The following is a 12569-nucleotide window of genomic DNA, read 5'->3' on the forward strand; positions in this document are numbered from 1 at the left end:
GGGCGGGTGAGCGCCTGACGAGCAGGAGGGTTTTCCAGTAGTCTTGACCTGATGACAAGTGAACGCACCAAGCCCAATCTAGCCCTGCGCATCGGCGCAGGACTGGTCGCGCACTGGCAAATTGTGGCATCAGCAGTGCTGATGACAGCCGGTGTCGCGGGGCTTTCTGCTACCTACGAGGACTACTGCGGGCAAACCGACCTGGCCTACGCCCCCACCGAGCTGCGGGACGATATTGAAGCTGCAGCCCAAGTTTCTGGCTTCCGGGCAGGCGTTCTGGCAGCCCAGCTAGAAACCGAGTCAGGCTGGATTACCACCGCCGAATCCCACGCGGGCGCCCACGGCCTAGCCCAGTTCACCCAAGACACCTGGGATATCTGGGGCGAGGGGGACATCAACAACCCCGAAGACTCCATCGCCGCCCAGGGCCGCTACCTGGCCTATCTTTCTGAGCGCCTAGCCCCCTACGCCTCGGCTGAAACTTCGCTTCAGGATATCGTGCTGGCAGGCTACAACGCCGGACCCGGTGCCGTGGAGGAATTTGGTGGCATCCCGCCCTATTTTGAAACCCAGAACTACGTGGTCAAAATCGACGAGCTGGCCGCCACTAAATACGCGGTCACCTGCGCACCCGACCCCAGCTTCAAGCAGGCTACCCTGGTGCGCTAGGGGAGCCGTAAAATAAACATCTGTTATACATGTTTTGGCCTCTGTGGGCGATAATGGGAAAACCTAACCATTAAGGAGATTCCCGTGACCGCTTCGTCCGTTCCCTCAGATCAGCTCTTCCCGCAGGGCAAGCCCGCCCCTGCCGGTTCTTTCACCGGCCAAGTATATATGCACCCGCTGGCACCCAGCAGCCAGCTCCAGTCGCTTGCCGTTACCTTCGAGGCTGAAGCCCGCACCAACTGGCACACCCACGACGTTGGCCAGCTCATCGTGGTGACCTCCGGAATCTGCGTCTACCAGCTCGAAGGCCAGGAACCCAAAACCCTCGAGCCCGGGGAAGCCTTCTTCTTCGAACCCGGCGTCAACCACTGGCACGGGGCCACCAGTGACGGGCCCATGACCCACATCGCCGTCACCCCCTTCAACGAGGACGGCGAATTCGTCAACTGGGGCGCCCCCGTCGACGACGCTACCTACACCGGCTAAAAGAGCGAAGGCAGCCACAGACTATCCGGGTAGCACTTTGGCTGCCCGGATAAGCAGCTGCTACTGGCTCTCCCCTACCTCATGACAACCTTCACCGAAGAGTACCCAGCCACTGGAAACTGAGCATTCTCAGTAGACTCAACTATGATTGACTCCGTCGCTGCAAGCAACTCTTCAACCAGTACGCGCAGCTCCAACCGAGCTAGAGGAGCCCCCGGGCACACGTGAATTCCCGCGCCATAGGTCAGGTTCATCGACTGATCACGATCAGGACGGTAGTCCAGGGCATCCTCAAAAGCGTCCTCATCCCGGTTCGCCGACGTCCAGTTGATGGTCACCGGGCATCCAGCAGGAATCGTACGACCGCCCACCTCAACGTCTGCAGTTGTCACACGGCGGTTCGCAATGAGAGGATCTTGCAAACGCAAGATCTCCTCAACAGCGTGACCAATATATTCAGGATTCTGCCGCAAACGGTCAGCCTCACCCTGATTCTCACCCAAAAAGTTCACGATGACTCCCACAATGGCCGAAACCGTCGACAGCTCACCAACAGTCCAGTTTCGGATAAGGGAGACAATCTCTTCATCCGTCATAACACGAGGCTGCTCCCCCGGCAGTTCAACAAGGTCCTGCAGAAGCTCGGCTGTGACATCCTGAATTTCATGGTTCGCCCGCCGTTCATTCAGAAGGTCGCGAATGTAGCCGTCAAATTCTAAAGCAACTGCAGCGATTTCAGCGCGGTCACGCTTAAGAGTGGCAGATCGATTCTTGTTCATCCAGGCAATCAGAGCTTCTTCAAGACTCTCTGGCCACCCCATAAAAGCATTTTGCACGCGCATGGCGTAGCGGGTGGCGAACTCCCCCATGATGTCAACCGTCTCACCACGAGGAGTATCACGAACAAGCTGCCGCACCACTTCACGAATCTGCGGCTCAAAAGCCTGCATACGTTCTGGGGTAAAGTACTTATCGTTAATCGCTCTGAAAGCAGTGTGTTCGGGCGCGTCCATTCCGTTAGGGACCGCTATGTGGCGGGTCGACACCCGGTTAGAGAACAGTTCAGGATGTTCAAGGGCATACCGGACATCCTCATTTTTGAAGAGGGTGTAGCCCATAAATTCATCGTGAGCAACAGGACACCGAGCGCGCATAGAATCGTAGGCTGCGATCTGGTCTTCTTGCACTTCGAGCGAGCGGGAGTTCCAGTCGTAGTGTGTTTCGTCAACGTGTTGAGTCATGATTCTCCCCTGACATAACGGTCATTGGTATTAGATATGCAAATTATTGCTATTTTGAACCTATCAGAAGTTATCCAACAAGCGCACCCACATCGCCCGTCTGCTCAACCACACAGGTGCGTGGGCAGGAGCATAAACAGGGGCTTCACAGGGGGCGGGTTTCGAGCACCCCGAGCCCCCCGCAGTTAAACGTAAAACCCCGCAGTTAAGTGCGGGGTTTTACGCTTAAATGCGGGGTTAAGTGAATCTTAGACCTCAGGACGGCGGGCAGCCTAGCGCTTCTGGTAGAGAGCCTTCTTCTGGAACTTGGGGTCAGAGGTGACCAGCATGCCCAGGGAGCGGAAGACCCCCTCGTCCACCGAACCCAAAATGGTGGTGGTGTGCACGTCAGCCCCACGCAGGTTCTTAATCTGCTCAAGGGCGGCGCGGGCGTCCTCATCGTGAGCCGCAGAGGTTGAGAGGGCAATCAGCACCTCGTCGGTGTGCAGGCGGGGGTTCTGGCTACCCAGGTGCAGGGTCTTCAGGCGCTGGATGGGTTCCAGGGCCTCGTTCGACAGCAGGTGCTTGTTGTCGTCCAAGCCTGCCAGGTGCTTGAGTGCGTTGAGCAGGGCAACAGCCGAGCAGCCGAGCAGGTCGGTGGTCTTACCGGTGATAATGGTTCCATCTGCCAGCTCGATCGCCGCACCGGGGGCACCGGTGGTTTCTTCGCGCAGGCGGGCGGGGGTGACGACCGGGCGGTCGGTTTCCTTAATACCGGCCTTGGCCATGACCACGGCAGCGCGGTCCGACTGGGTGGAATCCAGGCCGCCGCGGGCCTCGTCCACCAGGGCCTTGAAGTAGCGGCGGATAATCTCCTGCTCAGAGGCATAGCGGCAGGCGGCGTCATCAGTGATGCAGTTACCGGCCATGTTCACACCCATGTCGGTGGGCGACTGGTAGGGGGTGGTGCCGGTCATCTTCTGCAGCAACACCTTGAGCAGCGGGAAAGCCTCAACGTCGCGGTTGTAGTTGACGGTGGACTCACCGTAGGCGGTCAGGTGGAAATGGTCGATAACGTTAGCGTCATCGAGATCAACGGTCGCAGCCTCGTAGGCCAGGTTAACCGGGTGTTCCAGGGGCAGGTTCCAGATGGGGAAGGTCTCAAACTTGGCGTAGCCAGCCTTCACACCGCGCTTGTTCTCGTGGTAGACCTGCGACAGGGCGGTTGCCAGCTTGCCGGAACCGGGGCCGGGAGCGGTAACAACCACCAGGTTACGGGTGGTTTCAGCGAACTCGTTGCGGCCCAGGCCGTCCTCGCTCACGATCAGGTCGGTGTTGGTGGGGTAACCGGGAATGACGCGGTGACGCGAAACCTTCAGGCCCAGGCGCTCCAGGCGCTGCTTGAAGGCAACGGCCTTGGCGTTGTCGTCCTCCATCTGGGTGAGCACCACGTGCTCGACCAGGAAGCCGCGGTCGCGGAAGACATCGACCAGGCGCAGCACGTCGTCCTCGTAGGTAATGCCCAGGTCAGCACGGATTTTGTTGCGCTGCAGGTCTTTGGCGTTGAGGCAGATAAGAATTTCTACCTCGTCGCGGATTTGCTCCAGCATCGCAATCTTGTTGTCGGGCGTGAAGCCGGGTAGCACACGGGAGGCGTGCATGTCGTCAAAGAGTTTGCCACCCATTTCGAGGTAGAGCTTGCCGCCGATTTCTTCGCGGCGCTCCTGGATGTGTCGAGACTGCATCTCGATGTACTTCTCACGGTCAAAACCAATTTTGTTCACCATGGAATTCAAGCCTATCAAGACCATGGGTGCGAGCGCCCGCGCCCCGACCGCGTGGCGGCGGTGAGAGCGGGCACGCTTTACTTCTCTAGGTGCAGTAGCCGCTCGGGGTAGTCGGTAAAGACACCGGTGGCGCCCCAGTTTTTCAGCTCGTTGGCGCGGGCGGGGCTGTTGACCGTCCAGACGTTAACCTCGTACCCGGCTTCGCGCAGGGCGCGGACGGTCGCGCGGGTCAGGCCCCGGTCTTCCAGGTGAGCGGCGCTGGCACCGATGAGTTCTAGAACGGAGCGCCAGTCAGGCTGGAACATCTCGGTGACGAAGAGGGCCCCCACCGCATACTGCGGGGCGCGGCGTTTGAACTCGGCCAGGAGCAGGTGGTTGAAGGATGAGACGATTACCTCTCGCCCCGGCAGCAGGCGGGCCAGCTCTTCAATAACCCGGTCAACCAGCAGACGGGAACGCTCTGCCCCCTGTTCGTTGGATTTCAGTTCGATGTTGAGGTTGAGCCCGCGCTCATTGGCCAGATCAATCAGCTGGGCCAGAGTGGGCACTGCCTCCCCCGCCGTGTCGGGCGAAAACCAGGCGCCGGCGTCCGCCCGAGATAGCTGCTCGGCGGTGTAGCTGTAGAGGGGGCCGGTGAGGTTGGTGGTGCGGTCGAGATCGGTGTCGTGCAGAAGGACGGGCGTGCCGCAGGCGGCGATGTCAACGTCGGTTTCGACCCAGGTCGCGCCGGAGTCAGCGGCGGCGGTGAAGGCGGCGAGGGTGTTTTCAGGGCGGGTTCCGGACGCCCCGCGGTGAGCAAAAATACGCATGGCACCAGTATGGGGCAGGGAGGTTAACGAAAGGTGCCCCATCGTAGGCCTCTGTGCAGGGTTCTCGGCGTGTGTGCAGGGAAAACCCTGCACACACCCTAGGAACCTTGCACCCGCTGGATATGGCTCTCAGGAGAACAGCTGGCTAAGAGCCACGAAAGATCTCACGAATACGTTCCCGATATGCCTCAGCCAAGCTAAAGTCCACAGCATCAGGGCTAGGAAAGGGCAGGGAAAGGACGCCGATACGGTTCCAGTCTTCGGACTTTTGGGGCTGCCTCTCTTCCCTGCCGATACCATAACCTGGAGGTGCCAGGAAGAGAGAGGAAACCTTGTTGCACTGAGATCCTCCGCCAGACGCCTCTTGCTCGGCAACCGCTAGCTCTGGATAGATCAAAAAAGCACTGCACCCCATCCGGTAGGAGTAGGTAGTGAGCTGATACTGGTCACTCATACTAGCCCGAGTAATAGACCCCTTAGAGAACTTATACTTGGCATCAAATACCATGGTCTTCTGCTGGGTAGTAACGATAAGGTCAGGTGTTTTGGGGGTAACGAAAGCGCTCTTCTTACCGTCGTAGTAAAGATAGAGTTTCTTTTGCTCATCCACCGTAGCCTCATCGACACTTTGCCGCATGTAACCAGCAACAATCTTTTCCCACAGGTCGCTGGTGGTGTATTTGATGTTGGCGATGACACCACCCTCCGTGAGGGGTTCTTCAACGCCGAGCCCGAAGTGCTCGCTGATGATTGCCCGGCCCAGGAAGTAGGCCTTCTTCAAGTCTGCACTCAGCCGAGCTAGTTCATTAGCGGCGATGCTGCTCGTGAGGAGTGTTAAAGGCTGAATCAGGCGGACGTCTCGAATGTGGGCATCAACTTCAACAGCGGCATCTAGGGTTCTTTGGTTGTTGCTGGTGGCAGCAAGCTGGGTAGCGGCGCGAATGACCTGCCAGATGTAACTATCGGTTGTGAGAGCATCAAACTCGCACAGGATAGGCATACGTCGCTGGATTTTACGGTCAACGAGCCCTCTTGGCACCATGCGTCCCCGCACGAACCCCAGCTCTTCCTGAACGGGTAAGAAGGTGGGTTTACGGTGGCGAACGGCTTCAAGGGCATAGCGGACGAACTGGGCGTAAAAAACTTCACGCATAGCAGGAATATTCGGGAAGAGTTCTATGCCTGAAGGCGGAAAGTCGCGGTGACCGGCAACCCTGCTGGGGTGCTGGTCGTAGTGGGAGAGCATGTACCACATGAGCTTGGCGTGGTCGTCCTCTAAGGGCTTGAGTTCGACTTTGTGGGGGTCTTTTCCGGGTTGCGTGACTTCCTGCCAGAGAGGGTCTACCTCGCCGTCTTCCCTATCGTCTTCCTCACCGTGTTGTTTTACTTCTGATACAAGCTCAGTTTCTTGGGTTTCTTCTTCAAATTCAGTTGAGTTTGGGGTGGCGACAGCTAGGCATTTAGCCCATTCGTCCGGAAGTTGGAGGGTGTCCATCTCGTAGAGATAGCTGTGCCAAGTATCTTTCCCCTCGTGCTCTGAGGTGCTGAGGTCTGGGAGGGTACGCAGGAGCTTGAAGTCTTTCTCCTTGCGACCTTTACCCTCGTCGAGCCACTCTTTTCGAAGTTTCTTGTAGTCTGACCAGATTTTGGGGAGGACGTGCAGCGTAAGGGTGGTTGGGCCAGTAGGGTTTTCTTCCCCCACCAGCCTCAGCACGGTGATTCCGATACCGTTGCCCTTCCCGCTCACACGGAAATAGCGGTAGGCGGTCATGACTACTGGTTGCCCTGCTCATCTTCAGAGGTAGCGCTCTCAGAACCCTCATTCTCAAAGTTGCTGCCCCGGTCGGTCGCTGAAGATTTACCTTTATCGTCAATTTTTTTAACGACGGGGCGGCGGCCGAGACCCTCGCCCTCATTCTGCACACCCCAGAGTTGTTTTTTCTCTTCCTGATTATCTTTCTGGATAATTACTTTCACTGCACCAATATGTTTCTTAGACTCTAAACATTTTTTAGACTCTAAACAGTAGACAGGGTTATCTTTATTAAATTTCCCATCTTTGGAAACTCCCCAGAGAACCTTTTCATCAATGTTGAAAGTGAATGCAATTTCCTTGAGCTGGCTCAGCAGGGCATCGGCGATAGCTTCCGCATCGCCGTTTTTATTGAAAAAGTAGGCGTGTCCCAGACGGGCGTCAGGGCCAACCTTTGAGCCTAAAACTTCATTTGCATGCATAAACCAATCAGCCACTAAACCAACTGATTTATCCTTATCATCTGAAAGCTTCAAAGCCTTGAGCAGTTCAGCCTTATTACTCATGGGCTCCTGGGTAATCCAATAAAAGCGACGACGCAGGGCCAGGTCAATGGTACCTACGGAACGGTCAGTGGTGTTCATGGTGCCCAGGACGTGCAGGTTAGAAGGGACCGCGAGTTTACTAAACTCAATCCCCTGCTTAATAATAGGAGTTTGCAGGCGGACATATTCGGCAGGCTTCCCATCTTCGGTGGATGGAATCATTGTCTCTGAGGAGAAGAGAGCACCATATTGGTAAGCTTTCAAAGGATATTTTTCGCTCTTAGCAACTTGTCCGTCTGCTGATTCGTCAGCACCCAAAGAAGTTACTTTAGGTTTATTTTCTGTTTCAAAATTTTCATCTTCAGGAGATTTAGTGGTGAATTTACTGAAGTCCACACGTTTTGAATCTTCGATGACCAGCATGAGGTCGCCAAAGACTCGGGAGGTGTTTGCGCGATTGATTTCGTCGATGAAGAGTAAGAATTTCTTATCTGGGTTGGCGGCTGCTCTGTTGCACATCTGTACGAAGATGCCCTCTTGAGTTACAAATTCTCTTTCGCCTTTCTTTTTCGTAAAGTTCGGACGAATACCGGAAACAAACTCTTCATAAGAAGTGGAGGGGTGAAAGACAACAACCTCAATCTGACTGCCGTTTTCACCATACTCCCCGCTTTCACGCAGTTCCTGAAGCATGTGAGACTTGCCAGAGCCGGCAACACCTTCCACGATGGCATTTTTCTGGAATTTCAATAGATTAACCATCTCCATCACAGATTCTTCCTCCTCAGGGAGCCTTCCCGCTGTCTTTAGATCACTTTTAAAAATCCCATCTTTAGGATTCCCATTAGCATCTGTTTTTAATTTTGCACTTATCATTATTGAATCCAAATTATCTGAGAACTGACTGTAGTTTTCAAACATTTGAACAAGGTTTTTGACCACACCAGGGGCAGAGTTAGTCGACCTATAGGGAATACCTAAATTCGATTCCTTACGAATATCATCATATACTTCGAATAAATACACACCTGAATACTCTTCTCTCAAGTTTTCCAGAGACTCCCGAATTTCGTGAGAAAACTTAATTGAAAACTCATCATATTCCGGAATACAGTACTTCTTCATGCCAGATCCAGAATCCTGAAAGGTATTAAAACGCTCTATAAACTCCTTCGCAGAAAGGGACTCTGCAGGAAATTTTGTTATAAAGTAACTTCGATCTTGATCAATTGTTGGATGCTTATAACTTTTCTGGTTTTTTCCCTCCTTCATATGGTTATCTATATTTTTGTTGCAAAATATAAAATCTTTTCTCAACTATTTCTCCTTTTGCTTAAAAATATCTATAATCTCTTCACTCAAGAAGAGCTTCTCTCTACCAAATTTTTCTTCCCGACGCACCCCAGCTGCGACATACTCACTCAGATATTTGACAGCGGCGATAGGTCGTTGTGGGGTTCATCGACAGACCAGGTCATGTACAAAATCTACCGATTTTTTGGGAGGTAGGCCCTCAAAACTGCTGATATTTCAAAATTTTCGTGTTTTTGACAGGTTCCGCGCTAGACAGCTACTTCCACCTGCTGAGAACTACCCGGCAACGCCATAGACTGCCCCACGCTTCCCAGGAACATGAGAAGAGCTAATGAGCCCAGTGTCCTTGAGCTTACCGAGATTGTAGGCAACCTGTCGGCGGGTCAGTTGAAGCCCCTCCATAATTTCTGCGACGGTTCGATCGCCACCCTGGAGCAGATAAGAGTAGATTTTCTGCTCAGTTTCTGCAAGCTCCAGAGGCGCACCGTCCTGCCCAGACTCAAGAAGCTGAGCTACTTCGTCCTTCTGCACGTCCATCGAAGGGCGCCGAATAATCACAGTAAATTGGAAGCCCTTATCTACAAACTCCAGCGGCGGCAGACCGGCCTGCCACATGGCCTTTTGAGCCTCAAAAATACCGTTCCCTTCACCCTCAATCACCCTGGAACCATCAGAAATCTGAGCAAGTTTACAAATTTCATAGAGGGCAGAATTAACCGCAGTTTTGTGCCCCGGTTGAGCAAGGTTGGCAGTAGTCACAGCCCATAACCCTCCAGGGTTAGTGATAACAATGCGATTGCGATAAACCCGAATAACAACGTCTTTCGCGTAGGCAGTGAGGCTTATTCAAAAGTCCCACCCGCAGCCAAAAACACCAACCCCCGCACCACCGCAAACACCCGCCCATACAACCCCAACGGCCGCCTAAACCCCGTATGAAGAATCCGCCAAGTCTTGATGTGAGCGATAACCCGCTCCACCACCGACCGCAGCCGATTCAGCACTCGATTATTCCGCCTCTGCTCCCGACTCAGCCGTTGACCCGGCTTGCGCCTGGCCGGGGTAGCCAACCCCAACCCGATATAGCCCTTATCAGCCACAGTGCTCTCATCAAGATATCTTTCCAAGCCATGATGTTTGAAGGCGTAAGCATCATGCCTGGCCCCGGGCACCGGGTCTGTGATAGCCAGCAACTTTCCATCCAAGGTGCAAATGACTTGGTGGTTGAATCCGGCTCGTTTGTGCTTTCCAGAGAAATTTGTTTTACCAAGTGAACGCCAATTCCACGTGGGTATCAGAGTCCCGTCAACTACTAAGGACCCGGGTGCTTTGAGGCTTTCTTTCAAAGGCTGAGTCAGCGGAGTGAGAATCTTCTCCAGGGTCTTTTCGATGGTGTTGATAGCTCGTGAGACTGTCGATTGAGAGACAGCAAAAAGTTCTGCGAGGAGTTCTTCGGTGAGGTTGTGGCGGTGGTAGAGCAGGGTGATTTTGAGGGCTTGGGTGAGGGTTAGCGCTGGTGGTCTTCCGCCTGGTTTTGACCAGGTGAGGTGATGGGTGAGGGCTGTGTGTAGTGTGGCGAATTGCGTGGCTGTGAGGCCGGTTGTACGCTGGTGTAGCAACGGTCTTGTCCGGTATGGCTTGAGGTTATTTGTAGAGATTTAACGCTCATATTTTTGCTGCGGGTGGGGCCGTTGTCTAGTTGGTGGGTGTGGGGTGCGTGTCTACTTTTGAATAAGCCTCAGTATCAGCGTCAAGGGCACGGTGAACCAGAGCATTCGCCACCAGCTCACGAAGCACAATGAGCGGAATCTCAGGCTGATTTTTCAGCCCTCCCTGACCATCAGGAACCACAGAAAAACGAAGATTTCTTACTAACCATTGCAGAGTTTGCTCCAGCATCTCTACCAAGGGGCCGTCAGCTTCTAACTTGTCTGCATTACGCAAGACCTCATCTTCAACCCACCCAGAAACTTTGAGAGCAGGGTAGAACTGCTGCGGGTAGTTTCCCAGGGCATACAAGCCAGCCAGGGTCAGCTGTCGGTGGTCTGCTGTAGTAACGCTTTTGCGAGCAAGCACGACCTTGTCGTCTATCTGACTCAGCCGCTGCGAAGTATGCCGGGCAGCTGAAACAAATTTTTCGGTGTACCGCCTATCGAGGTCTTCAGGGCTCGTGTGAGCAACCGCTTCAAGGTCATGCTGCCTGCGTTCCCGTGCGGCCAGAACACGGGTAATCTCGTAGTCGTCCATGGCGTAGTCGCCGTCGGAATAGCGCATGTAGGCCTTGCCCCGGTAATAGCAGGGGCGGTCAACCAGAGGGAGGGGCGCAACGCTCACGATGAGGACGGCAGCATCACCCACTGTTATGCGATCAAAGGTGGCGTTCCCCTTAGGGGTCAAAGAGTTTCGCAGGGCAGAGGCAATGGACTTTTCAAGTTCATCTATGTCATAGACTCCAACAACGGAGAAGTTCTCTGCTTCATCGATACCGCAGATAAGGGTTCCCCCGTCAGGCATATTGGAGAAGGCACAGAGGGTTTCAGCGATACTAGTGGGGTAGCCTTCCGTTGCCTTTTTAATTTCAAGGCGGGGTTCTTCGGAACCGTAGGTTCTGAGCCGGTTCAGGGTCTCATTGAGATGTTCTAATGTCCATTCCATATGTACATATATACACACTTATACACATGATGTACATGGTTTTGCACATTTCAATGTACATCTCCCCTATCAATCCGCGCAGACCCCTCAGGCCGTATGCAGCGATAAACCGGCACAGAGCGAATACGACAAAGAGTTCTACCCTTTCACTACGTCACTCTTCAAAATATCCATCAGCCTCTCATTCACGAAGAGCTTCTCTCTACCAACTTTTTCTTCCCGCAGTACCCCGGCCAAGACGAGCTCCCCCAGGTACTTGGTTGCGGTCTGGCGGGTCACCGAGCATCGACCCACCACGTCCTTAATACGGCAGTAGGGCTGCTCAAAAAGAATATCTACAACACCTACCGGCATCTGAGAGCCAACACATTCTTTTACCTGTTCCTGCAACGCCTGAATCTGCTTAATCTTCTGCAGAGTACTCACTGCCGTTGAACGCATAGCTTCAACCATGTAGAGCATCCAGTCTTCCCATGCCCCCTCAGAAGTCACCGCATTCAAAAGGCGGTAGTAGTCATTCTTCTGGGCAATAATGCTCTGAGAAATATAAAGAATAGGCTCACTCAAAAGCCCAGAAGATACCAGCATCAGCACGTTCAGAATTCGCCCGGTGCGCCCATTGCCATCGTCGAAAGGATGGATAGCCTCAAACTGATAATGGGCAAGCGCAACCTTCACCAACGGGTCAAAGCTACCAGCAGAGTTCACGAACTCTTCCCAGTTGCTCAGCTTCGCAGAAATCACCTCAGCGCCCTGGGGCGGGGTGTAGATACGACGGCGAGTTACCGGGTTACCGATATACACGCCGTCCCCGTGTCTGACCCGAGTATCAATATCGCGGATAGTGCTACAGATTTCTCGGGCAGTATTAGCAGTGATAATGCCCTGACGCTCCCGCATCGCTTCAAGCCCAGCAAAGAGGGCTTTTTGATAGCGCAGAGCCTCCCGGGTCGCTCCGCTAGCCTCCGTTGATACCGTTGCTGCCTTAAAGAGTTCATCAGTGGTAGTTACAATGTTCTCAATTTCAGAGCTTGCCTGGGCCTCAAGCAGGGCAAGAGAATGCAGGAAGATGCCCGGATTAGGCAGGGACACTAGGGCCTCATTTAAACCAGCAATAGCTGCCCGCGCTTCGATGACCGCCTTGAGTACGCGGGTAGTTTCCACGTAGTCGACGGGCGGTAACGGCGGAAGATCATTGTAGGGTTCATCAGCAGACCAGGTCATGTTCAAAATCTACCCATTTTTTGACATATAAGCCCCAAAAACCACTGATATGTTAAAAATTTCGGGATTTTTTGACAGATCCAGGTCACATGTTCAATCTTTGACAG

The 12569-nt window shown here is 53.9% G+C and carries 11 protein-coding genes; 2 read left to right on the forward strand and 9 right to left on the reverse strand.

Going from position 1 to position 12569, the window contains the following annotated elements; all coding sequences use genetic code 11:
• Positions 1 to 51: 51 nt before the first annotated feature.
• Both L6762_RS07150 and L6762_RS07155 read left to right on the forward strand, forming a co-directional pair.
• Positions 52 to 669 (forward strand): lytic transglycosylase domain-containing protein, encoded by a 618-nt coding sequence (locus L6762_RS07150; protein ID WP_237186290.1) that lies wholly within the window; start codon positions 52 to 54, stop codon positions 667 to 669.
• 84 nt (positions 670 to 753) lie between these two features.
• Complete coding sequence (locus L6762_RS07155; protein WP_237186292.1) at positions 754 to 1155, forward strand: cupin domain-containing protein; 402 nt, start codon at positions 754 to 756, stop codon at positions 1153 to 1155.
• Positions 1156 to 1229: 74 nt separating this feature from the next.
• Here L6762_RS07155 and L6762_RS07160 read toward each other — a convergent pair whose 3' ends face one another.
• The 9 genes from L6762_RS07160 to L6762_RS07200 form a co-directional block, all read right to left on the reverse strand.
• Positions 1230 to 2396: a cytochrome P450 gene (locus L6762_RS07160; RefSeq protein WP_237186298.1), complete on the reverse strand. Its 1167-nt coding sequence runs from the start codon at positions 2394 to 2396 to the stop codon at positions 1230 to 1232.
• A 272-nt stretch (positions 2397 to 2668) separates the two neighbouring features.
• Positions 2669 to 4162, reverse strand: coding sequence for a DUF1846 domain-containing protein (locus L6762_RS07165; protein WP_237186299.1), 1494 nt, complete (start codon positions 4160 to 4162; stop codon positions 2669 to 2671).
• A 77-nt stretch (positions 4163 to 4239) separates the two neighbouring features.
• Complete coding sequence (locus L6762_RS07170; RefSeq protein WP_237186301.1) at positions 4240 to 4971, reverse strand: glycerophosphodiester phosphodiesterase family protein; 732 nt, start codon at positions 4969 to 4971, stop codon at positions 4240 to 4242.
• 145 nt (positions 4972 to 5116) lie between these two features.
• Positions 5117 to 6742, reverse strand: coding sequence for an McrC family protein (locus tag L6762_RS07175; protein ID WP_237186302.1), 1626 nt, complete (start codon positions 6740 to 6742; stop codon positions 5117 to 5119).
• A 2-nt stretch (positions 6743 to 6744) separates the two neighbouring features.
• Positions 6745 to 8586 carry an McrB family protein gene (locus L6762_RS07180; protein ID WP_237186304.1) on the reverse strand — a complete coding sequence of 614 codons (1842 nt, stop codon included), beginning with the start codon at positions 8584 to 8586 and terminating at the stop codon, positions 6745 to 6747.
• Between the two features lie 273 nt (positions 8587 to 8859).
• Entirely contained in the window at positions 8860 to 9429 is a 570-nt protein-coding gene (locus L6762_RS07185) for an ATP-binding protein (RefSeq protein ID WP_336603590.1), read from the reverse strand.
• Complete coding sequence (locus tag L6762_RS07190; protein WP_237186306.1) at positions 9426 to 10202, reverse strand: transposase; 777 nt, start codon at positions 10200 to 10202, stop codon at positions 9426 to 9428. Before L6762_RS07190 ends, L6762_RS07185 begins: the two co-directional genes overlap by 4 nt.
• A gap of 76 nt (positions 10203 to 10278) precedes the next feature.
• A complete protein-coding gene (locus L6762_RS07195; protein WP_237186308.1) occupies positions 10279 to 11238 on the reverse strand; it encodes an AlbA family DNA-binding domain-containing protein in 960 nt (319 codons plus the stop codon).
• A gap of 138 nt (positions 11239 to 11376) precedes the next feature.
• A complete protein-coding gene (locus L6762_RS07200) occupies positions 11377 to 12462 on the reverse strand; it encodes a Fic family protein (protein WP_237186310.1) in 1086 nt (361 codons plus the stop codon).
• Positions 12463 to 12569: the final 107 nt, after the last annotated feature.

The sequence above is a fragment of the Rothia nasimurium genome, assembly GCF_928381705.1.
In the GTDB taxonomy this organism is placed as follows: Bacteria; Actinomycetota; Actinomycetes; order Actinomycetales; family Micrococcaceae; genus Rothia; species Rothia nasimurium_G.